At 62.3% G+C, this 21,967-nt stretch carries 17 protein-coding genes; 5 read left to right on the top strand and 12 right to left on the bottom strand.

Translation table 11 applies throughout. The features are described 5' to 3' along the window. Positions 1 to 7 precede the first annotated feature (7 nt). Entirely contained in the window at positions 8 to 1,489 is a 1,482-nt protein-coding gene (locus J2W46_RS23850) for an N-acyl-D-amino-acid deacylase family protein (RefSeq protein ID WP_087754741.1), read from the bottom strand. 3 nt (positions 1,490 to 1,492) lie between these two features. Beyond that, complete coding sequence (locus J2W46_RS23845; protein ID WP_204522763.1) at positions 1,493 to 2,383, bottom strand: MurR/RpiR family transcriptional regulator; 891 nt, start codon at positions 2,381 to 2,383, stop codon at positions 1,493 to 1,495. Between the two features lie 167 nt (positions 2,384 to 2,550). Here J2W46_RS23845 and J2W46_RS23840 point away from each other — a divergent pair, with 167 nt between their 5' ends. Next, positions 2,551 to 3,828: an amino acid deaminase gene (locus J2W46_RS23840; RefSeq protein ID WP_020066930.1), complete on the top strand. Its 1,278-nt coding sequence runs from the start codon at positions 2,551 to 2,553 to the stop codon at positions 3,826 to 3,828. Positions 3,829 to 3,921: 93 nt separating this feature from the next. On the opposite strand, the gene J2W46_RS23835 is transcribed toward J2W46_RS23840, so the two are convergent. After that, the gene (locus J2W46_RS23835; RefSeq protein ID WP_310356712.1) at positions 3,922 to 4,425 is read right to left on the bottom strand and encodes a MarR family winged helix-turn-helix transcriptional regulator; all 504 of its coding nucleotides are present in this window, start codon (positions 4,423 to 4,425) and stop codon (positions 3,922 to 3,924) included. A gap of 29 nt (positions 4,426 to 4,454) precedes the next feature. Continuing rightward, entirely contained in the window at positions 4,455 to 6,050 is a 1,596-nt protein-coding gene (locus J2W46_RS23830; protein ID WP_310356709.1) for an MDR family MFS transporter, read from the bottom strand. A 137-nt stretch (positions 6,051 to 6,187) separates the two neighbouring features. On the opposite strand from J2W46_RS23830, the gene J2W46_RS23825 reads away from it, so the two are divergent. Further along, complete coding sequence (locus J2W46_RS23825) at positions 6,188 to 7,030, top strand: EcsC family protein (RefSeq protein WP_310356706.1); 843 nt, start codon at positions 6,188 to 6,190, stop codon at positions 7,028 to 7,030. Here J2W46_RS23825 and J2W46_RS23820 read toward each other — a convergent pair. The 8 genes from J2W46_RS23820 to J2W46_RS23785 all read right to left on the bottom strand — a co-directional run bounded on the left by J2W46_RS23820 (position 7,000) and on the right by J2W46_RS23785 (position 18,493). Next, entirely contained in the window at positions 7,000 to 7,962 is a 963-nt protein-coding gene (locus J2W46_RS23820; protein ID WP_310356703.1) for an alpha/beta hydrolase, read from the bottom strand. The genes J2W46_RS23825 and J2W46_RS23820 overlap by 31 nt on opposite strands. 135 nt (positions 7,963 to 8,097) lie before the next feature. Continuing rightward, positions 8,098 to 8,532, bottom strand: coding sequence for a CHRD domain-containing protein (locus J2W46_RS23815; protein ID WP_310356702.1), 435 nt, complete (start codon positions 8,530 to 8,532; stop codon positions 8,098 to 8,100). A gap of 352 nt (positions 8,533 to 8,884) precedes the next feature. After that, positions 8,885 to 13,306, bottom strand: a complete 4,422-nt coding sequence (locus J2W46_RS23810; protein ID WP_374726860.1) for a transporter substrate-binding domain-containing protein — start codon at positions 13,304 to 13,306, stop codon at positions 8,885 to 8,887. A 62-nt stretch (positions 13,307 to 13,368) separates the two neighbouring features. Continuing rightward, entirely contained in the window at positions 13,369 to 14,115 is a 747-nt protein-coding gene (aqpZ, locus tag J2W46_RS23805; RefSeq protein WP_087754747.1) for an aquaporin Z, read from the bottom strand. 238 nt (positions 14,116 to 14,353) lie between these two features. Then, complete coding sequence (locus tag J2W46_RS23800) at positions 14,354 to 14,998, bottom strand: response regulator transcription factor (RefSeq protein WP_310356698.1); 645 nt, start codon at positions 14,996 to 14,998, stop codon at positions 14,354 to 14,356. Between the two features lie 109 nt (positions 14,999 to 15,107). Continuing rightward, the gene (locus J2W46_RS23795) at positions 15,108 to 15,797 is read right to left on the bottom strand and encodes a response regulator transcription factor (protein WP_087754749.1); all 690 of its coding nucleotides are present in this window, start codon (positions 15,795 to 15,797) and stop codon (positions 15,108 to 15,110) included. 138 nt (positions 15,798 to 15,935) lie between these two features. Beyond that, positions 15,936 to 16,541, bottom strand: coding sequence for a response regulator transcription factor (locus J2W46_RS23790; RefSeq protein ID WP_310356695.1), 606 nt, complete (start codon positions 16,539 to 16,541; stop codon positions 15,936 to 15,938). Between the two features lie 401 nt (positions 16,542 to 16,942). Then, positions 16,943 to 18,493, bottom strand: coding sequence for an MFS transporter (locus J2W46_RS23785; protein WP_310356693.1), 1,551 nt, complete (start codon positions 18,491 to 18,493; stop codon positions 16,943 to 16,945). Positions 18,494 to 18,587: 94 nt separating this feature from the next. Between J2W46_RS23785 and J2W46_RS23780 the strand changes: the two genes are divergently transcribed. The 3 genes from J2W46_RS23780 (at position 18,588) to J2W46_RS23770 (ending at position 21,960) form a co-directional block, all read left to right on the top strand. Beyond that, a complete protein-coding gene (locus J2W46_RS23780) occupies positions 18,588 to 19,475 on the top strand; it encodes a LysR family transcriptional regulator (protein ID WP_310065829.1) in 888 nt (295 codons plus the stop codon). A gap of 452 nt (positions 19,476 to 19,927) precedes the next feature. Then, positions 19,928 to 20,629 (top strand): c-type cytochrome, encoded by a 702-nt coding sequence (locus tag J2W46_RS23775; RefSeq protein ID WP_374726861.1) that lies wholly within the window; start codon positions 19,928 to 19,930, stop codon positions 20,627 to 20,629. Continuing rightward, the gene (locus J2W46_RS23770) at positions 20,626 to 21,960 is read left to right on the top strand and encodes a c-type cytochrome (protein WP_310356689.1); all 1,335 of its coding nucleotides are present in this window, start codon (positions 20,626 to 20,628) and stop codon (positions 21,958 to 21,960) included. The genes J2W46_RS23775 and J2W46_RS23770 overlap by 4 nt, the downstream gene beginning before the upstream one ends. Positions 21,961 to 21,967: the final 7 nt, after the last annotated feature.

The raw sequence follows: 21,967 nt of genomic DNA, 5'->3' as shown, positions 1-21,967 counted from the left end.
CGGATAATCAGAATGCGCCCTGCGCGTCGCCTTTCGACGCCGCGCCGCGCGCGACGAAGTGTCCGGCGCGCTCACCCGTTACTTCGCCGTTGCGGTAAGTCAGCACGCCGTTCACCCATACTGCGTCGATGCCGTCGGCCGCCTGTTGCGGCTTTTCAAACGTCGCCGCGTCGCGCACTTTCGCCGGGTCGAACAGCACGAGGTCGGCGTGATAGCCAATGTGCACCTCGCCACGTTGCGCAAGGCCGAAGCGCCGCGCCGACAGACTCGTCATCTTGCGCACCGCTTCTTCGAGCGGCAGCAAACCGGCGTCGCGCGCGTAATGGCCGAGCACGCGCGGAAACGCGCCCCACAAGCGCGGATGCGGCAGCGGATCGTTCGGCAAGCCGTCCGAGCCGACCATTGTCGCGGGATGCGACAGGATGCGCCGCACGTCTTCCTCGGACATGTTGTGATAGACCGCGCCCGCGGGTTGCAGGCGCTTGCCCGCTTCCTGCTGCGTGACGCCCCACTCGGCCGCAATCTCTTTGACGAGCTTGCCGGCCATTTCCGGATGCGGTTCCGACCACGTAATCGTGATGTCGATGTCGCCGGTGACCTGCTTCAGGTCGAGCGTCGACGAACTGCGGTTGTACGGATAGCAATCGCAACCGATAGGCTGCATACGCCGCGCGCCTTCGAGCGAGTTCAGCACTTCGGTGCTGCGTCCCCAGTTCGACGGCCCCGCGCATTTCAGATGCGAGATGATCACCGGCACGTGCGCGTGACGGCCCACGCGATACGCCTCGTCCATCGCGTCGAGAATCGCGTCGAACTCCGTGCGCATATGCGTGGTGTACAGCGCGCCGGCGGCGGCGAGCGGTTCGGCAAGCGCCATGACTTCTTCGGTCGGCGCGGCGAACGCGGAGCCGTAGGCGAGTCCCGAACTCAGCCCGAGCGCGCCGTTGGCCAGCGCTTCTTCGAGTTGCGCGCGCATGCCCTCGATCTCTTGCGGCGTGGCCGCGCGGTCGAGCCGGTCCATCTGGTTGTTGCGCAACGCGGTGTGCCCGATCAGCGCGCCGACATTCACTGCCGGACGCGCCGCGTTCACGGCTTTCACGTAGTCCGCGAAACTCGGGTACTGGAACGCGTCGCGCTCGCCGAGCAGATTCATCGGGTCGGGTGGATCGCCCTTCAGCGCAACCGGCGACGCGCTAATGCCGCAATTGCCGACGATCACCGTCGTCACGCCTTGCGTGATTTTCGGCAGCATTTGCGGTGAGCGGATCACGTGCGTGTCGTCGTGCGTGTGAACGTCGATAAAACCCGGCGCCAGCGCCCGGCCTTCGGCCTCGATCACTTCTTCGGCGAGCCAGTTCGACAGATTGCCGATCGCGACGATGCGCCCGTCGCGGACCGCGACGTCGCGCTCGACAGGCGGCGCGCCTGTGCCGTCATACAGTTGCGCGCCGACGATCAGCGTGTCGGCGGCTTCGGGATGCGAGTGCATGAATCAGTCTCCTAACGGTTGTCGATCGCCGCCGCCGCGGTGCGTGTCGAGCGCGTGCTTCATGCGGCGTAGCAATTCGCGGCTCTCGTCACCCTGGCTGACGGCAAGTTCGGTGACGAGCACATCGAGTGCCATCATCATTGCGTAACGCGACGACGACGGCTTGTAAATGAAGTCTGTCTCAAACGCGACGATCGGGATGACCCAGTCGGCCAGCTTCGCCAACGGCGATGCCGGGGCGGTCAGTGCGATCACCGTTGCGCCATAGCTGCGCGCGATTTTGCAGTTCTCCACCATCTCCGGCACGCGGCCCGTGGTGGACAGCGCGATCACGACGCTGTCGCGCGACACAGTGCTCGCGACCATGCGCTGCAACAAGCCGTCCTGATAAGTGGCCGCGGGCCGGCCCAACCGCACCAGTCTAAAACGCATTTCGTCGGCGAGCGCGGTCGAGCCGCCGCCCATGCCGAACACATAGATCATGCGCGCGGCCCGCAGCGCTGCTGCGGCATCCCCAAGCGGCGCCTGGCGCAACAGTTGATGATTGTGCGCGAGCGCAGTCTGCAGTTCGTCGAACACGCGGGTTGCGATGTGCTCGGGCGCGTCGTTCGCGGTGCCCGGTTGCAAGAAGCGCTGACCCACCGCGGCCGCCTGTGCGAGCCGCAGCTTCAACTCGCGGACGTCGCGGCAGCCCACCGCCTTGGCAAACCGCGTGACTGTCGCGACGCTCACCTGCGCCTGCTGCGCGAGCGCGCCGATGCTGGCGCGCGATGCGCTCATCAGATCGTCGAGGATCAGCGAGGCGACCTTGCGCTCAGCCGAGCGCAACCCCGGCGCGCATTCGGCGATGCGCGCGACGATGTCGAATGCCAGCGGTTCGGCGGTTGAGTTCATTGCAGCCCGGGGATCACCGCGCCAAGGCTCGCAATGGCTGCAGGTTAAATCACAGCGCGAGTGCGGGCCTAGCTTGGTACTAAATAACATTTCTTCGCCCATCGTACTTTCGGTAACATGTTAAAGTCAACTTCGATGCAATTTAACCGGACGATGGAGCAGGAGACATGAAAGTTACAAACTATCAGGGCGCTACGATTGATCCTTATAGCAAGGGCTTGGGCATGGTTCCGGGCGCCAGCATCCAGCTCACAGATGCTGCGCGTCTCGAGTGGAATCTGCTGAACGAAGACGTGAGCCTGCCCGCCGCTGTGCTTTACGCCGATCGCGTCGAGCACAATTTGAACTGGATGCAGGCGTTCGTTGCCGAATACGGCGTCAAGCTCGCGCCGCACGGCAAGACGACCATGGCGCCGCAACTGTTCCGTCGTCAGCTGGAAACCGGCGCGTGGGGCATCACGCTCGCCACCGCGCACCAGGTTCGCGCGGCTTATCACGGCGGCGTCTCGCGCGTGCTGATGGCGAATCAGCTGGTGGGCCGCCGCAACATGATGATGGTCGCCGAGCTGCTGAGCGACCCGGACTTCGAGTTCTTTTGCCTTGTCGATTCAGTTGATGGCGTCGAGCAGTTGGGGCAGTTCTTCACGTCGGTGAAAAAGCCATTGCAAGTGCTGCTCGAACTCGGCGTCGTGGGCGGCCGCACTGGCGTTCGCGACGAAGCGCAGCGTAACGCGGTGCTCGAAGCAATCGCGCGTTATCCCGACGTGCTCAAGCTCGCCGGTGTTGAGCTATACGAAGGCGTGCTGAAGGAAGAACACGAAGTCCGCGAGTTTCTGCAAAGCGCGGTCGCGGTTACGCGAGCGCTCCTCGACGAAGGACGTTTCGATCGCACGCCGGCTATCCTGTCGGGCGCGGGTTCCGCATGGTACGACGTGGTCGCCGAGGAATTCGTGAAGGCGTCGGAAACCGGCAAAGTCGAGGTCGTGCTGCGTCCCGGCTGCTATCTGACACATGACGTCGGCATTTACCGCAAGGCGCAGACGGATATCTTCGCGCGCAATCCAGTCGCGAAAAAAATGGGCGAAGGCTTGCTGCCTGCGTTGCAATTGTGGGCCTATGTGCAGTCGATTCCCGAACCGGATCGCGCAATCATCGGTCTAGGCAAGCGTGACTCCGCGTTCGACGCGGGCCTGCCCGAACCGGCCCGCCATTATCGGCCGGGCAATCCGGCGCCGCGCGACATAGCGGCGAGCGAAGGCTGGGAGGTTTTCGGCCTGATGGATCAGCACGCGTACTTGCGGATTCCCGCGGGCGCCGATGTGAAAGTCGGTGACATGATCGCGTTCGACATCTCGCACCCGTGCCTGACTTTCGATAAGTGGCGCCAGGTGCTGGTGCTCGACTCCGCTTATCGCGTCACCGAGGTGATCGAAACCTTCTTCTGATTGTTCTGGTGTTTCGCGAGCGGCGAGCGGCGTTGGGATGGGACGCGCCGCTTGTGCTCTTAACGCCCTGCTCGCTGCGCCAATCGACGACCGTCAAGCACGTTGCTTCACGGGCGACTGCCTGTCGTCAGCAGTGACGTCGCCGGCTGTTTCTCCGGCGTTAGTCGCGGACACCACTTCGCCAATCCTCGCCTCCAGCATTTTTAGCGCGCCGGACAGCGCGTTCAGCGCATCGTCCGGCAACGCGGCCATTGTGTCGTGCAAAAAGGCGTTGCGGCGCGGCAGGCTCGCTTCGGTTGCGGACAAGCCCGCTTCAGTCAGGCGTACGTTGGTCACGCGGTTATCGCGCGAGTCCATGCTGCGCGCAATCCAGCCCAATCCTTCGAGCGCTTTTAACTGGCGGGTCAATGCGCCAGGATCGACCCGCAAACGCTCGACAAGCCGCTTCTGCGACGACTCGCCCGCCTGCTCATGCAGCGCGAGCATGATGCGCCAGCGCGGCAGCGGGTGGCCGACTTGCGCCTCGAACGCCGACATGAACGTACGGTACGTGCGTCCAAATTGCTGCATGACGGCTATGCGGTCCTGTTCTTCCATGATGGTTCAGTGAAACTCAAAAGCTGAAATCAGTCGGCGTGAATCACCGGCTCCAGCTTGCGCTGAAGCTTGATCGGCGGAACACGGCGACTTTGCCATACCGACACCACGGCGATGATTGCCGCCATTGCCAAACCTAAATGAATTGCGGCGACGAGCGTTTCGCGCGCGCTTTCCAGAAGCATGGCGCCGTTATGCCCGGCTTGTGCGAGTTCGCTGAGCAAGCGTGCCTGTGCTTCGTGATTGATCAGAATCTGTGGATCGCCCAGGTCCGTGAACCATTGCGATGCGCGCTCGCTGTCGAGTGCGCTGCGCACGCCGCTCGCGTACATATGGCTGACCAGCGTGCCGGTGAGCGCCGTGCCGATCATGCCGCCGATCATCCGCAGCGATTGCAGCAGCGCCGTTGCAATGCCGAGGTGCTCGCGACCGGCCGTCTGCTGCGCGAAGATCGTCAGGTTCGGCATAACGAAACCGAGGCCGAGCCCGCCGAGCACCATGAACGACATGAGTAGCCACTGCGGCATGGAGCGCGTTGCGACGACCACGCCCAGACACGCGAGCGCGAGCAGCGCGAAGCCGACATACAGCATCAGGTTCGGATTGCGCACGCGCGAAATGACGCGCCCATTGGTAATGCTGCCGATCGTAATGAACACGACGAGTGGCGTGATGACGAGGCCCGCTTCCTTCGGCGACATGCCAAAGCCGCCCTGGAACAGCAGCGGCGCATAGAAGAGCAGCGAGAACATCGTGAAGCCGCCGAGCACCGCCAATGTAAATAGCGCGGCGAGACTCGGATTGCGGAACATGTCGACGGGAAGGATTGCTGTCGGGCAGCGTTTCTCCCATTGCCACAGTGCATACGCCGAGGTGATGCTCAGCACGAGCAACGCGCATGCGCTCAATGTGAGCCCATGCTTCGGCAGCAATTCGACGAACAGTTGCAGCGAGCCGAGCGCCACCGCGATCAGCACGGCGCCGGGCCAGTCGAGCCGCATCTTGCCTTCATGCTCCACATGTCGCAGATGCGGCAGGAAACGCCACACGAAGAACAGCGACAGCAGGCCGACAGGCAGATTTACGTAGAAGACGGAGCGCCAACCGTAGTACTGCGTCAGGAAGCCGCCAAGCGATGGGCCGATTGCATTGGCAATGCCGAATGCCGAACTCATCAGCACCTGCCAGCGCAGACGCACGACGGAGTCCGGAAAAAGATCGGCGATACACGCGAAGGCGGTGCCGACCAGCATGCCGCCGCCGATGCCCTGCAAGCCGCGAGCGAGCACGAGAAACAGCATGTTGTTCGCGACGCCGCACAACACGGACGCGCCGGTGAACACGATGATCGACGCGATCACGAACGGCTTGCGTCCGTAATAGTCGCCGAGGCGCCCGAAAATCGGCACGGTGATCACCGACGTGAGCAGATACGACGTCGCGACCCACGCATAAAGCTCGAAACCCTTGAGTTCGGCGACGATTGTAGGCAGCGCGGTGCCGACCACGGTCTGGTCGAGCGCGACCAGCATGGTGACAAACGAGATGCCGAGCATCGCCAAAAGCGATTCCCGGAACGGTAAGACTTGCCCACTCGAATGGTGGGCTGCGGTGTGAACGGCCATTTTTGATAGAGCAACAGTTGACTCGTCAAACGATTGGGAATCATACCATGCGTTCGCGCTCTAAGCAGGACGATCCGGCGCGCCAGACGGCCCCGGATCGACTGAAAAACGCACATTAAACGACGCCAGGGAGGCACATGCACACGAGTTCGCTCGGAACGCAATCGTTGTCCGACGAGGACCTCCGCGCGCTGCGGCGCGCGAAACATGAACTGGAAAGTCCAGCGCTGGCAATGAAACTGGCAAGCATCGTCGGGGCGCCGCTGGAGAAGCTGATTTCGCGCATGCCGGCGTTTGCGAACGAAAAGGTCACGGACGCGACCGAACTGGCGTTGCGCAAATGTCTGTCGATTGCGATGCGCACGCTCGGCCGGCGCGACAGCGCGTCGCCCTTGCTTGTACCGGACAAACCGAGCAACTTGCTGCACAAGTTCGCGGTGGCTACGACCGGCGCAGCGGGCGGCGCGTTCGGCCTCTTTGCGCTACCCGTCGAGTTGCCCGTGACCACCACGCTGATGTTCCGCTCGATCTGCGATATTGCGCGCAGCGAGGGCGAGGATCTGACGGCAGTCGACACCCAACTGCAGTGTTTGACCGTGTTGGGTATGGGCGGCACATCCGCCTCGGACGACGACGCCGACTTCGGCTACTTCATCATGCGCGGCGCGCTGGCGCAGGCGGTGTCGAAAGCGTCGTCGGAAATGGCAACGAAAGGATTCACCGCACACGGTTCGGCCGCATTGCTGCGCCTGCTGCACTCGATCGCCGCGCGCTTCTCGGTGCAGGTGAGCGAACAGATTGCCGCGAAATCCATTCCGGCGATCGGCGCGGTGCTCGGCGCGATGGTCAACACTGTGTTTATCGACCACTTCCAGCAGGTCGCACATGGCCATTTCACCGTGCGGCGGCTCGAACGGCAGTACGGCGAGCAGACGGTGAAGGCCGCCTATCAGACTATCGACGTTGCCCTGGATACCTGAGCCGCATTAGCCGCGCGGCTCGTCACGCGTCCAACGAAGGCCGCTGCGCGATCGAGCGCCCGGTTCGCCTCGGGGATGAACGGCGCGAAGATCGGCCACACATGCGGCATCTTCTTCCACACCTCGAGCTCACAATCGACGCCGGCCGCGCGCGCGTTAGCGGCCACGCGCCGCGAATCGTCGAGCAGCACCTCGGTGCTGCCGGCCATCATGAAGAGCGGCGGCAAGCCGCGCAGGTCCGCATAAACCGGCGACGCATACGGATGCGTGGCAGGCATATCGCCCAGATAGACTTTCGCTGCTTTCGCAATTGCCGGTCCACTGAACATGGGATCGGCGCCGTCGTTGTCGACAATGCTGGCGCCTGTTGCCGCAAGGTCGGTCCACGGTGAGAACAGCACGGCGCCTGCGGGCAGCGGATCGCCCGCGTCGCGCAGTGCGACCAGCGTAGCGAGCGCAAGACCGCCGCCTGCTGAATCGCCGGCAATCACAATCGATTCGGGTGCCGTGCCTTCGGCAATCAGGTAACGATAGGCGGCAGTGGCATCGTCGAGTGCGGCCGGAAAGCGATGTTCAGGCGCGAGGCGGTAGTCGAGCGAAAAGACCGGCGCGTTCGCGCGGGTTGCGAGGCCGAAGACAATCGAGCGATGGGTGCGCGGCGAGCAGAAGTAGTAGCCGCCGCCGTGGAGATACAGCACCGTGGGTCGCGCGCCAATTGCGGGCTCACCCGAGCGCTCGATCCATTCGCCACGCAGCGGTTTACCGTCCGCACCGTCCAGTTCCCGAAGGCGCCAGCCACGCGGCACGTCCGGCGACCAGGCTCGCTTCGCGGTCAATGCGCGCGCTTTCTCGACATCGATATGCGGCTTCAGGGTTTGAGGGCGAAACTGCCTGCGCAAAAACCAGCACGCGACTACGCTTTGCCAACTCATTGGGACATCCTCCCTGGGAAATGTCCCACCATGGTACGTGTGTGCCCGCTATGCCGGTGGACGGCGGCTTCTAATTTTGCTGAAGACTGACTGCGGCGACGCGTTGGCGACGCGCCGCTTCAGGGATTCTCTGACCTAGTTGGCGGGCATGACTTGCCCACGGATTTCACCCGTCGGATTTTGCGCGGTATGAATGTTGAAGTACCACTGGCCCGCCATCAGATCGGTTACCTGCTGCTCGGTGAGGGCGGCAGACCCTTTCATCGGACTTGCGAGCGCGCCTTTGTCGATCGGCACCTGGACCTTTGCATTTTGTCCGACCGGTGCCGGGCCATGAAAATGCGCGGCAGTTACCGGGCCGCTGAGGCCCTCGTAGCTGACAGTCCATTGCAGGGATTTCGTCGACGTATCGAACGTTGCGTTCAGCGTGCCATGTCCGTGACTTACACGCGGCGGCACTTCGCTTGAAGGCTCGAGAGCCGCTTTTAGCGCGACCGTGTCCGCGAACGCGACACCCGCCGTTACGGTCCACAACACCACAGCCAGGTTGAGTTTTTTTAGCGTAATCATGGTCTTCTCCGACTAGATGCGCCGCCGCGCCGACACCTCGGTCACGAGCGAAGCCATCACATACTAGTGCAAATCTTCGAAAGACGTTCATGGCGGACGACGCGCGGGTCTGCGCGTCTAAATCGCGCCGTTGATTTCGCTTGTAACGATTTTCCAAACAATTATTTGCAGATTCTGCACTGAATCATCCGCGTTTTCCCGAGTATGCTTTGGGCTCGCGAGAAGTGACTCCTTCATCGAGGGATGTCTCCAAATCTTTAACGCGGCTTCGGCCGCGTTTTTTTTCGTCCGTCGATTGCGGTGCGGTCGGGAGCAACGCTGCTGTGGGCGTTGATCCGGCTAATGACCGCGCTCAGGCGAGCAATGCCGCCTGGTGTTCGATGCCGTCGAGCATCGCGTTGCATTTGTCGATCACCGCGAGTCCGTTATGGCGCACGCGCTCGGGCGCGCCCGAGATATCGCGGCGATATTCGTCGAGCACGCTGATGAGCGGAGGGTATTGCAGTACGCTCGCCGCGCCTGCTACCCGGTGAAGCCACTCGCGCACGCGCAACGTGTCCGCGTCTTCCAGTAACAACGACAGTGCCTGAATGTCTTCGCGCACTGAAGAAACGAACGAATCGAGCAACGCCTTGACCGTCGATTCACTACCCCACAATTGCGTCATCTGATTCAGGTCGACCGGAACGAAGGCCGAGGCGCCCGCGGCCGACGAGTCTGTCGGCTCCTGGATATCAGCGTTATCTGCGGGTGCCGCCTGCCAGGCGCTGTCAGTGCCGAACCAGCGGCTCAGATACTCGCGCAACGTTGCGAGGCGCGTCGGCTTGACGAGGTTGTCGTCCATGCCTGCCTCGCGGCAGAGGCTCAGATCTTCAGGCGCCGTATTGGCGGTGATGCCCAGAATCGGCAGACGGTCTGAGCGGCCTTGCTCGCGCTCGCGCTCACGGATACGCCGCGTCAGTTCATAGCCAGATACGTTGGGCATATGGCAGTCCGTGATCAGACATCCGTAACTGGTGTGTTCGAGCGCGGATAGCGCTTCGGCGCCGTCGTTCGCGACGTCGCACGCGAAACCGAGCAGCGCCAGTTGATGGCGAATGAGTTCCTGATTCACCGGATGATCTTCGGCGACGAGAATCAGGCGGCCACTCGCGATCGCCCGTTCCCGGTCCGGCGGCGCGGTGATGCTTTCATGCGTGCGCGGCACGCTGACCGACGGCGACGGCGCGGACTGAAGGCCCGTCATGGCCGCAGCACACGCCGCACCGAGTCCGCGCCACGATATCGGATTGATGCTCAGGCGAACATTGTCTTCGAGAATGCGGTAGCCCGTAGGCTTCGGCTTTTCGGTGAGGGATATCACACGGACCTTGCCTGTGACGTTGGCGGGCAGCACCACGTCCTCGCTCACGAACAGCAGATCCACGCCGCTTAGCGCGGCGCGGCAACGTAACTGCGCAAAGTCGGACGGAACCCGGCGCAGCTCCAATCCCAGCGCTTTTCCGAAGTCGACGAGAGCCTGACCGACTCGCGCGTCGTTAGTCGCCACGAGACAGCGCTTGCCGCGCAAACCACTCACTGAATAACGCTGCGTCTCGACGGGCATGCTGAGCCGCACCGTCATGCGCGTGCCGCGGTTCAGCTCGCTGTCGAGCGTGAGCGAGCCGTTCATCAGTTCGATCACTTTGCGGCAGATGGTGAGGCCAAGGCCCGTGCCGCCGAAGCGGCGCGTGGTGGACGACTCCGCCTGCACGAACGGCTCGAACAGTTTCGCCTGCACGTCCGCCGCTATGCCGATGCCGGTGTCCTCGACGACCATCTCGATAGTCTGAACGTCGCCCGTTTGCGCGAGCAACGCCACGCTCACGTCTACCTGACCTTCTGGAGTGAATTTGATCGCGTTGCCGAGCAGATTGAACAGGACCTGACGCAATCTCACGCTGTCGCCTCGCAGCGTGGCCGCCACGTCCGATCCAATATTCACCCTCACTTTCAGGCCCTTCTCATGCGCGCGGCCCGCTAGCAGGCCGACCGCGTTGTCGACCAGTTCGCGCAGGTCGATAGGCTCTGCTTCGATGGTCAACCGTCCCGCGTCGATTTTCGAGTAATCGAGCAGGTCGTCGAGAATTTGCAGCAGCGCGCCCGCCGACTCGTGGATCATGCCGAGCATTTCGCCCTGATCCGCGTTGAGCGGCGTGCGCTCGAGCACTTCGACAAGCCCGAGTACACCGTTCATAGGGGTGCGGATTTCGTGGCTCATCATTGCGAAGAAGTCGTCTTTCGCACGCGACGCCGCTTCAGCCGCATCTCGCGCGCGGGCAAGTTCTTCAGCGCGCGCATGTTCGATGCTCGCGTCGACCCAGTAGCCGCTCCAAACGACACTTGCGTCCGCCTCGCGACGCGGCACGAGTTCCGCTCGCGCCCACTTCACGTTCGAATGGCAGCGCATGCGGAATTCGATCAGTACCGGCGTTTCAAGACGAGCCGAGCGCTCGAGTTCCGCAATGACGAACAGACGGTCTTGCTCGTGGATACGGTCGAAGTCGACATGATCGCGGCTGCCTGCCACCCCGTTGCCGTGTCCGAGCAAAAGCTTCGCGTCCCCACCGATGTAAGGAAACGAATAAGCACCGTCTGAGGTGCGGCGCAGTTGGAACACCACGGCCGGCAAGGAGCGCGTGACGTCGAAGAGCCTTCGCTCGGTGTCGCGCGCGCGCATCTCCGCACGCCGTATGTTGGTGATGTCGACCATGGTGCCGAGCACGCAGACCGGCTCCCCGTCGTTGCCGCGGCAGATGCTCGTCCAGAAAAGCCCGTGACGCACATCTCCGGCACGGGACTCGAACTGCAGCTCGACCTGGGCCATGTCGCCGCCTCGCAGCAGGTCACGGGTCATATCGGCGAGTACCCGGCTGTTAGCCTCGCCCCATGTGTGAACCTCCATCGTGCTGCGTCCGATAACCGCCTCGCGGCTTAGCCCGCACGCTCGCTCATACGCGCCATTGACTGCGATATAGCGGCCTTGCAGATCCTGGGCGACGAGCGGATAGGGCACCATCTTCATCATCGTTTCCTGGAAATTCAGCTGCAGCGCGAGCTCGCGCTCGGTCTCCTTGCGGCGCCTGACTTCGCGTTGCAAAAGCAGATAGGCGCGCAATGTAACGAGCAGGACCGAGGCGATGCCGATCAGCACAGGTAGCAGGCGCACCGCGGAAACGCTCCAAGTACCGCCTGCCGGCGTGTCGCCGGTCACCCATTTCTGCCGGATGTGCTGCTTTTCCGCTGGCGGCATCGCTTGCAACGCGCGGTCGATCAGATCGGCGAGCAGACCCAGGTCCGGACGCATAGCGAAGTCGAGGGCGTCGGATTTGCCCACTGTGCCGATTACCTTCAGCACACCGGCGTATTGCCGCTTGAGCACAATGTCGACGGCTGCCACGTTTTCCACGACGACATCTGCTTCGCCGGAAGCAACCATGCGCAGCGCGTCGTCAAGGCTTGGCGCGATGACCAGGTGATCTTTCGGAATGCGCTGGAATGCGAGCGGGTCGACCCCGGCAATGTGTGACGACACCACGACCCGCCGCGCGGCGAAATCGTTGAGTGAACGGGCGGCCGGCTCGTCGTCGCGCCCCACCATTACCAGTGGATAGCTTTCGTACGCACGGGTATGACGTGCCTTCTGGAGGCGCGGGTCGTTACTCGAGCCCGTGGTGAGAATCGCCAGTTCACCGCGCTGGAACGCGTCGATCGCGGATGGCCAGTCGGGCTGCCGCGCGCGGTTGAACACGACGCCCAGCGTGCGGCTCAGGTATGCGAGGTAGTCGGCGGTCACGCCGGCAGGACGCCCCGACGTGTCGAGATAGCTGAATGGCGGCCAGTTGTTGTCGAAGCCCACCTGCAACGGCGGAAGCGAACGAAGCCACGCCTGCTCCTGCTGCGTCAATTCGAGACGGGATGTGGCAGGCTCCGGCTTTGCATCGAAATTGCCGGAGAGCCAGCGGACTCGAATCGCCGTGTCGTCGGTCTGGTTCATTGAGGCTAACGCGCGGTCCAGCCGGTCACGCAACGCCACCTGACTACGCGGCACGCCAAAGCGCAGTTCAGCAGAGCGAGTGCTTTCCTCAAATGCAACGCGCAGATTGTGGAACTCTTCTGTTGCGAGCGCATATTCGACGACTGGTGTGAAACCCATATATGCGTCCGCGTCGCCATCGGCGACGGCAGCGAGCGCCGCGTGCGTCGATGTGAACACGCTAATGCGGGCGCGCGGGAAGCGCTCGCGCAACGAGCGCTCAAGCGCAAAGCCCTTCTCTATTGCAATGGACGCGCCTGCAAGACGCGCCGGTCCTTCGTATATGTCGCCGTCCCTGCGTACAACCGTTGAGGTGGACGCTCGAAAATACGGCGCGGTGAAACTGACACAGCGCTCCCGCTCCGGCGTGCGCGCGAGACTCATCAACAGATCGACGTTGCCCGCGCAGGCGGCGGCAAGTAGCTGCGGCATGTCGGGATATGGCTTCGCCTCGATCGCAACGCCCGGCCCGACCAGTGCGCGCAGATAGTCGATGCTCAGTCCTGTGAGTTGCCCGTTTTGCAGCGCGTCGAACGGCAACCAGCTATTCGCAAGTACGCCGACGGTCAGCTTCTCTGGGAAGGCACTACCAACCCGGTTGGCACCGGACTCCACGAAAGCGTGGCCGGCAGCCGCCACTTGAGTCGCGGCCAATAAGGAGAGCCCTGCCAGCACGCACGCCGACACGCGCCGCCGCACGCGCGCTACCGCAGCGCGTTGGAACCGTGTAGCAAAGAATCAGAACAACGTCACGGCACAACTCACGCGGCTTCGCTGTGGCCATCGGCAAGCGTTGCTGCTGCCTGGTCGGAACTGCCACTGAGGAACGAGAACACGAAGCCGGCGACGACGCCGCCAGACATTGGCGCCGCCCAGAAGAGCCACAGTTGGTCGAGCGCCCAATCACCCACGAACAGCGCTTGCGCCGTGGAGCGGGCCGGATTGACCGAACCATTGGTGACCGGAATCGACACGAGGTAGACGAGCGCGAGACATCCGCCGACGACCATCGGTCCGCCCGGCTTTGTCTCGTACCGTGCGGCCACGAGAAGGCTCGCCATGACAAATGCAAACGACAGCACGAATTCAATGGCCAACGCCGAGTGCAACTGATAGTCGGAAGGAGAGTGATCGCCAAAGCCATTGGCCGCGAATTCGCTCGCGCCGATTTCGAAGCCCGGCCGGCCGCTCGCCACATAGACGAGCAGCGCTCCGGCAACGACCCCGCCGACAATCTGCGCGGCAATATAGGGCAGCAGGTCTTTGACCGGGAAGCGTTGTGCGGCAGTGAAACCTACCGTGACAGCGGGATTGAAGTGAGCGCCCGACGTTTCGCCAAACCAGTAGCTCGCGGTGGCAAGCGCGAGACCGAACGCGAGTGATACCTCGAGCACTCCGTAGCCTTGCTGAACGGCGCCGGTGTTCAATACGATGCTGCCGCAGCCGATGAACACAAGCCATGCCGTACCCACGCTCTCAACCAACAACCGCTTACCTAGCACGGCCATACCGCCTCCCTGTCGCTATGCGAAGCGCACGGCGCTACGCAATTTCCGCGCACATCTGCTTGAACTTCCCCAGCTTTGCGCGGCGTGGTCTCAAGACATAACTGCTCTAATGAGGCCCACGTCAGCAAAAGCCGAAGCTAATTCAGAACTATGGAGTGGCAAGGTCTCCCAACCAATCGGAAGAGTCCTAATTTCGGGACCGTGAGTTGCCGGTATATAGGCGCAGCGTTACCGAGTGTTAAATCAAGCCAATCTGCCGTGCGTAGACAATAAGATCGGACTCCGTTTCGAGGCCTAGCTTGCGCATTGCGGTACGCTTCTGAGTGCTGATCGTTTTACCGCTGCGCTGCAACCGTTTCGCGATTTCGTGTACCGCGACACCCTGCACATAGAGCTGGAAGATCTCCCATTCGCGCGCACTCAAAACGCTGGCGCGCAGTTGCGGCGGAGTGTCAGTCGTTTCCATCGCAATGCGCACCTGCTCCGACAGATACACGTCTCCCGTCAACGCTGCCTGGATTGCGTCGATCAATGCGGCCGTCGTGTCGCGCTTATCGACTATTGCGCTGACGCCAAGATGCAGCAGGCCCGACAGCATATGCGCATGACAAATCATGGTGAGCACAACGACAGCGGGATGCGCATGCCCTCTCAATACCCGACGCAGGAAAGGAACAGCGTTGCTCGCTCCGTCCAGGCCGGGCATACCAATGTCGGAGATGACGATGTCGCATTCGCAGACGTCGAGCAGTTCGGCAAGGTCATGCGTGTTGCAGGCCTCGCCAACAACTTCGATATGCGGCGTGGCGTACAACAACCTCCTCACGCCGGCGCGAACGCAGTCGTGGTCGTCCGCCACGATGACGCGTATCTTGTCTGTCATATTTTTGTTGTCTTATCGATTGGCATGTCCAGTACAAGATGTACTTCCCCGGACAACGCCAACACATCTTATGTTTGTCACGCCGGCCCGGCGCGACCTCGTGTGTTCTTCAGCGCCCTTCGACGCGGGCCTCTGTTACCACGCCGTGCTCAACCGCAAAGCGAAATAGCTCAGCGTCGCTATGCAACGCCAGCTTGCGCATGGCGGTGCACTTTTGCGCGCTAATTGTCTTCACGCTGCGCCCCAGCCGCCCGGCAATTTCAGTGACGCCGAAGCCGGACGCGTACTGCGTGAACACTTCAAGCTCGCGCCGCGACAACACCGAACGAACAAAGTCGAGCCGTTGCATCGCCGTGGCGTCCGCAATGACCGCGCGCACGGCCGGCCCGAGATAGCATTCGCCCGCGAGCGCGGTGATGATCGCCACGTGAATCAGGTCGATGCGGTCACGCTTGCTGATAAGCGCGTGAACGCCGAGCGAGATCACGCTTTGCAGCGCTGCTGCCTCGGTTTCCATGGTGAGCACGACGAGGGCCACGTCGGGGTAACGGCTCCTGAACTGCCGCACCGCGTCGATCCCACTGCCATCTGCGCCGCCTGGCATGTAGAGGTCCATGAGCACCAGGTCACAACCGGTCCGGTCGACCTCCGCAAAGAGATCGGTTGCATCGGTCGCGCGGCCGACCACCTCCATATTCTGGTAACCGCCCATCAAGTTCTCGATTGCAAACAGGACGAGCGGGTGATCGTCCGCGATGATCGCCCGGACCGGCGTGCTTATTTCAGCGGTGTCGCCCATCGTCTATCTCTCCTCCATATCCTGACTCCCTATCACCATCTCACTCCCGACCGGCCCTGCCCCATCATCAGACATCGTGGCGGCGTTAAACATAAGATCGCTCCGAGATAACTTCAATAACTCGGCCAATTAATTTACTTAGATATGCGATTCAAATTTAAGAATTTCACCAGCTCGAACGCACGAGAATAAACCAGGATCATTAGTAACGCCAAGTTTTACCATTGCTTCACGCTTTTGCCGACTAACGGTGCGGCGATGACATCCGAGAGTGGCCGCAATTTCAGCAATAGAGTGTCCGTCGACGAACATCCTGACGACCGTCTTCTGCATTACCGACAGAGGGAGCGCGAGCGGCCGCTCGCACCTGGCTTCAGGCGGCGTTGCGAGAAGTGCGGCGATTGAGTTGCCGATGTATGGCTCGTTGCTTACATGCTGCTCGATCGCACGCCACAACTCGTGCATGGATTCGGTTTTGCTGAGCAAGCTCACGGCGCGCTCCGATGCGAGGACCCGGAGCAACGCAGAATTGGTCGTCGTCGACATGACGACGATGCGCAGTCGCGGCCACTCGGCATGGATCTGCCGGATCAGGTTCAGTTCGTCTTCTACGGCGGCGCCGGGATCAGGCATCGACAGGTCGGTGACCAGCACGTCACATGGCGTGCGCCGCAGCAGTTTGATTAACGACGTCGAGTTGACGGCTTGGCCGACGATGGCGACACCGGCTCTGGTTTCGAGCATAGCTCTAACGCCAAGTAGAACGAATGGATGATCATCCGCGAGAATGATTCGGAGGTTCACTAGATTGATCTCGTTTGTTGTAGGAATAGTCGTCAGATACGCAGGACAAATCGACACGCTCCGCACCTGCGTCGACGCGCAATCATTTCTAACCATCGCGCGTCGACGCGACCATAAAATCACCGTGGTGCGCGTAACGAAAATCGGAGTGTTCCGAATCAAGTGTTGAATTCACCGGCAATTACGGTGCACGACAACAAAAGCCCCCAATTATTCAAAATGAATAAATTGAGAAAATCGGCGCGCCCAGGTTCGCGGAAAAATCACGTCTGAATTAACCTTGGCCCTCGCGGCATTTCGATAAACGTCGCGCAAAACTGCCTCGCGCACGCCGGCAATCGTCAAGCCGTGTCACGGGCGCGCGGCGCACTCGTGCCGACCTCGCGCAATGCACGCGGAAAAACCGGCAGCGCAATCAACGCACAGAGACTTGTCACCGCCCACACCATCGGCCATGACCCGAGCGATAGCAGCGGCGGAATCGCGAGCGGCGTCAGAAAAAGCGAGAGGAAAACGCAGGTATTGCCGAGCGCCAAAGCAGTGCCGGCGCGGCTCGTTCCGGCGAGCGTCGCGAGTTCGGTGAAGGCGACGCCGTGCCAGGCAGACGCGCTCACCCCGCCGAGCACGATCATCGACGCGAGAAACATCGTCGTCATCGGCGTTGGGGTGTGCTGCACGGCGGCCACACCGCTCGTGAGTGTGAGCGCCGCGAAAAGCGCCGCCGTCAGCAGACTGCAGCCGCGCATGTATCCCCGGCGATTGCCGCGCTGATCCGTCCACCGGCCGCTCCAGACACGGGCGATGGCAGCGCCGACCTGCACCGCGGCCATCGCGACGCTGATGGTCAGCACGCCGGCGCGCCCGAAGTCGTGCAGGAACACTGTTCCGAAGGTGATCACAGCGAGTTGCGGCACGCAAAGCGCGCCCGCGCCGAGCGCTACGCGCCAGATGCGGGCGTCACGCAGCGGCGAGCGGCTCCGGGCATGTGCGCCGTTAATGTCGTTTGCACTGCTAATGCCGTTTGCACCGTTTGCACCGTTTGCACCGTTTGCACCGTTTGCACCGTTTGCACCGTTTGCACCGTTCGCGCCGTTCGCGCCGTTCGCGCCGTTCGCGCCGTTCGCGCCGTTCGCACCACCCGCACCACCCGCACCGCCCACACCGCCCGCACCGCCCACACCGCCCAGACCGCCCACACCGCCCTCCCCATTCGCCCCATGCCCACCGCCGACATACGCCGCGCGGGCATCGCCATTCGCCACATACGTCGGCTCATGCAACCAGCGCCATGCCAATGCCGCGGTTATCGCGCAACTCAGCGCCAGCAACGCATAAACACTCACGAAACCGAATCTCGTTGCAAGCGCCGGCAGCAACAGCGCGCCGAGTCCGCCACCTGCGGGGACAGCCGTCTGGCGAATGCTCATGGCCAGTCCGCGCTCGCCCTCGCGAAACCACGCCATGACCGCGCGGCCGCTCGAACCGTTGACGCTGCCGCCGAACAAACCCACGAGCAACAGTCCGAGCGCAAGCGTCGTCACGCGAGGCACATGCGACCCGGACGGTGCTGCGAACAACGCCAAGCCGGCCAGCGCCGCGGCGGTGGAAAGCAGACCCAGCAGCAGCACGCGACGGTCGCCCCACCGGTCCGTCAAGAGTCCCCACGGCAGTTCGCTCACCGCGATGCCCAGGCCGAGCATGCCCAGCACAAGCCCGAGCCCTTCATTGCCGAGGTGATAACCCGAGCGCAAGTAAACCGCCGTGGTCGGAATACCCGAGAATGCGGCCGAAAAGCTCGCGTTGGCGGCAAAGCCCACGCCCAATACCTTCCACCGGTGGCTCGCCCCTAGGCCGCCCGTTATCTGGCCGCCTGCCCGTAGTGCGTTGTCCATGTTTCCTCCGCAATGAATTCGGAGGTATGCTACGGCGGCGCCTTCCATCGGAAAAGCCGGAAATATAGATGTCATCCATCGGGTATAACGAAACATGAGCCAGCGCGGATTCGACCTGACGCAACTACGGACCTTCGTCGCCGTCGCCGAGTCGGGCAGCGTCTCGGCGGGCGCGGAGCGCGTGTTCCTGTCTCAATCGTCGGTGAGCGAGCAGTTGAAAAAACTCGAGGAGCGCGCAGGCCAGCCGCTCTTCGTGCGCAGCAAGCAGGGCGTGAGCGCGACTCCCGCGGGCAGCCGCCTGCTGGAGCACGCGCGGCGCATCATCGCGATGAGCGAAGCGGCGTTCGAAGACCTCCAAGGTCGTTCGCTCGATGGCGAACTGCGCATCGCGATTACCGACTACTACCGTCCGCACGACATCGCTCGCATCCTCAAGACGTTCTCCGAGCAGCACCCGCGTCTGAAGCTGCATGTCACCGTGCTGCCGAGCGCCGTGATCGACAGCAGCGCCGGCGACGACGCATCGTTCGACATCGGCCTCTCGTTGCGGCTCGTTACGGGCAACTCTCGCGCGTCGAGCGGGCGCAGCAGCGCGCAGAGCACCGTCGTGCGCCGCGAGAAATTGCTGTGGGCAAGCGCATCGGATGCGAGCCCGCGACCGGTCGCGCCGTATCAACTGGTGCTGTTGCCGTCGAGTTGTCAGTTGCAGCGCTTCGTCGTGAAGCTGCTCGACGAAAACAAGGTGTCTTATGTCGTGTCGCATTCCGCCTCGGGCGTAGCGGGATTGCAGCTCGCGTTGAAGGCTGGACTCGGCATCTCGTGCCTGAACGAATCGTCGATTGGAGCAGGTGTGGTCGCATGCCCGCCGGGCATTGGCCTACCCGCATTACCCGCCGTCGAGTTTCATTTGCTGCCCGGGCGGATCGGCGAGAGCGAACGTGTGACCAATGCGCGCTCCGCGTTGATGAGACTCTTCAATTGAGCACATCAGACCATCACATTCGCGCGCTAACGTCCATTTGCGTGCGGCGTGAATAGAAGTGTTGAAAGCGTTCTGAACGCCGCCTATGATGATCAGAGACGAAGTCAGCCAGCCTTATTGTTTCGTCATTGACGCTCCGAATGGATTGCTGCAGTGTGACATATGCAGTCGGACATCAACGCGTCGATCCAGCAACGGGAAAGCTGCCGTCCTTCGCGCTTACGTGTGTCAACGCGTTCTTTGACGAGCCATTGAATCGCAGCGGCGAACCGACGTTTCGCCATCCACAATAAGTGCCCTTCCATTGCCGTTTGCGCTGTCGCGATAGAGAAAAAAGGTAGACCCGCTGGAGCATGGCAAACCAGACTGGAAGTGAATCCAGTCAACAATGCGGGCGAAGCAGATCGACAAAAGAACGTTCCCCAGCGAGGCCCGACGTGCATCGTAGAGCTATGGGATTTGCGCTTCTGTTCGTGCTTTACATCTTATGGAACGGCGCGGCTCTCGCGGCTACCAGCGCGCCCGGCCCCATGCCCTCGGCCATGGACGAACGCGTGCGCGCCTGCACCTCCTGTCATGGCGTGCAGGGCCAAGGCCTCAACAACGATTACTTCCCGCGCATCGCCGGCAAACCGGCCGAGTATCTGTTCAATCAGCTAACAGCGTTTCGCGACGGCGGCCGCACCTATCCGCCGATGGGTTATCTGGTCGCGTTTCTCCCCGACGACTATCTGCGCAAGATCAGCCAGTACTTCGCCGATTTGCAGCCGCCCTATCCCAATGCCGATCAATCGAACGTCGCGCCCGCCGTGCTCGCCGCGGGCCAGCGACTCGTCATGCAGGGCGACCCGGCGCGCAAGATTCCCGCGTGCATCGCATGTCACGGGGCGCGCATGACGGGACAGCAACCTGGCATTCCCGGCCTGCTCGGTTTGCATGCGAGCTACATAGCCGGGCAGATGGGAACCTGGCGCTCCGGCACACGTCACGCGCTCGCGCCGGATTGCATGCGGTCAATCGCCGTGAAGCTTACCGACAAGGACATCACCGCCGTCTCGACCTGGCTTGCGCGGCAACCGCGTCCAGCCGACCCGCGGCCCGTGCCGGCGTCTGCGGAGCGCTTGCCTCTCGCATGCGGGAGCCAACCGCAATGAAAACGACACTTCGTTCGCTGCGCGTGCTCTCACGTAAGTTGCACCTCTCGCTCCTGCTACTTGTTGGCGCCGCAGCGCTGGTGACCGGCAGCGCGCCACTGCCCTCGCTTGTCGCCGAAGCTCGCGCCGCCGACAGCACCACCGAAGCCAAGGCCAATACCTCCGTCGACAACCGCACGGACATCGTCAAGCGCGGCGAATACCTCGCGCGTGCGGGCGACTGCGTGGCCTGCCACACCGCACCGCGCGGCAGGCTGTTCGCCGGCGGCCTCGCGATGGAAACGCCGTTCGGCACGCTCTACTCGCCGAACATCACGCCAGATGCGCAGTACGGCATCGGCACATGGAGCGAGGACGCGTTCTTCCGGATGATGCGCACCGGCATCACGCCCGAGGGCAAGCTGCTCTATCCCGCCATGCCGATTGCGCAGTACACGAAGGTCACGCGTGAAGACTCCAACGCGATCTTCACTTTCCTGAAATCGGTCGAGCCAGTGCGAACGCCGAATCGCAAGCACACGCTGCGCTTCCCGTTCAATCAGCGCAAATTGCTGTACGGCTGGCGCACGCTGTACTTCCGCGAAGGCGAATTCAAGCCCGATCCGACCCGCTCCGTCGAATGGAATCGCGGTGCGTATCTCGTCGAAGGGCTCGGGCACTGCACGATGTGCCACACGAAGATCAACATGCTCGGCGGCTCGTCACAAAGCGAGCAGTTTGCCGGCGGGCTGATTCCGGTGCAGAACTGGTATGCGCCGTCGCTCACTTCCGACAAGGACGGCGGACTCGGCGACTGGAGCATCAAGGACATCGTCGACCTGTTGCAAGCGGGCATTTCCGATCGCGGCGCTGTGTACGGCCCAATGGCCGAAGTCACTTATCACAGCCTTCAATACATGACCGACGAAGACGTCAAGGCAATGGCGGTGTACCTGAAGACGTTGCCGGACAATCGCGGCCGCAAATCCGGGCCGACAGCGCCGACCAGCACCAACGTGTTCGCGCTCGGTGAAAAGATCTACGCCGACAAGTGCGCACTGTGTCATGGCGCAAAAGGCGAAGGACAGTTGCAGCACTATCCGCCGCTCGCGGGCAACCAGTCGATCGAAATGAACTCCGCGGTCAATCCCATCCGCATCGTGCTGAACGGCGGCTTCCCGCCTGGCACAAAGCGTAATCCCGAGCCCTACGGTATGCCGCCTTTCGCGCAGGAACTGAACGACACCGACGCGGCCGCCGTCATTACGTATATCCGTACAGCGTGGGGCAATCATGGGACGCCGGTCACCGCCCGCGATGTCAACGAACTGCGCAACGCGCCGCTGCACTAGCCGCCGC

The sequence above is a fragment of the Paraburkholderia strydomiana genome (assembly GCF_031456815.1).
GTDB lineage: Bacteria > Pseudomonadota > Gammaproteobacteria > Burkholderiales > Burkholderiaceae > Paraburkholderia > Paraburkholderia caledonica.
The sequence above is the reverse complement of the archived record's forward strand: the minus strand, read 5'-3'. Positions and strand labels throughout refer to the sequence as shown.

Bases quoted from the DNA above. Each gene is read 5' to 3' on its own strand.
- J2W46_RS23785 (WP_310356693.1), bottom strand. From the start codon at position 18,493: ATGGACAACGCACTACGGGCAGGCGGCCAGATAACGGGCGGCCTAGGG.
- J2W46_RS23795 (WP_087754749.1), bottom strand. From the start codon at position 15,797: ATGGGCGACACCGCTGAAATAAGCACGCCGGTCCGGGCGATCATCGCG.
- J2W46_RS23780 (WP_310065829.1), top strand. From the start codon at position 18,588: ATGAGCCAGCGCGGATTCGACCTGACGCAACTACGGACCTTCGTCGCC.
- J2W46_RS23825 (WP_310356706.1), top strand. From the start codon at position 6,188: ATGCACACGAGTTCGCTCGGAACGCAATCGTTGTCCGACGAGGACCTC.
- J2W46_RS23800 (WP_310356698.1), bottom strand. From the start codon at position 14,998: ATGACAGACAAGATACGCGTCATCGTGGCGGACGACCACGACTGCGTT.
- J2W46_RS23820 (WP_310356703.1), bottom strand. From the start codon at position 7,962: ATGAGTTGGCAAAGCGTAGTCGCGTGCTGGTTTTTGCGCAGGCAGTTT.
- J2W46_RS23850 (WP_087754741.1), bottom strand. From the start codon at position 1,489: ATGCACTCGCATCCCGAAGCCGCCGACACGCTGATCGTCGGCGCGCAA.
- J2W46_RS23815 (WP_310356702.1), bottom strand. From the start codon at position 8,532: ATGATTACGCTAAAAAAACTCAACCTGGCTGTGGTGTTGTGGACCGTA.
- J2W46_RS23835 (WP_310356712.1), bottom strand. From the start codon at position 4,425: ATGGAAGAACAGGACCGCATAGCCGTCATGCAGCAATTTGGACGCACG.
- J2W46_RS23790 (WP_310356695.1), bottom strand. From the start codon at position 16,541: ATGCTCGAAACCAGAGCCGGTGTCGCCATCGTCGGCCAAGCCGTCAAC.
- aqpZ (WP_087754747.1), bottom strand. From the start codon at position 14,115: ATGGCCGTGCTAGGTAAGCGGTTGTTGGTTGAGAGCGTGGGTACGGCA.
- J2W46_RS23775 (WP_374726861.1), top strand. From the start codon at position 19,928: ATGGGATTTGCGCTTCTGTTCGTGCTTTACATCTTATGGAACGGCGCG.
- J2W46_RS23840 (WP_020066930.1), top strand. From the start codon at position 2,551: ATGAAAGTTACAAACTATCAGGGCGCTACGATTGATCCTTATAGCAAG.
- J2W46_RS23845 (WP_204522763.1), bottom strand. From the start codon at position 2,383: ATGAACTCAACCGCCGAACCGCTGGCATTCGACATCGTCGCGCGCATC.
- J2W46_RS23770 (WP_310356689.1), top strand. From the start codon at position 20,626: ATGAAAACGACACTTCGTTCGCTGCGCGTGCTCTCACGTAAGTTGCAC.
- J2W46_RS23830 (WP_310356709.1), bottom strand. From the start codon at position 6,050: ATGGCCGTTCACACCGCAGCCCACCATTCGAGTGGGCAAGTCTTACCG.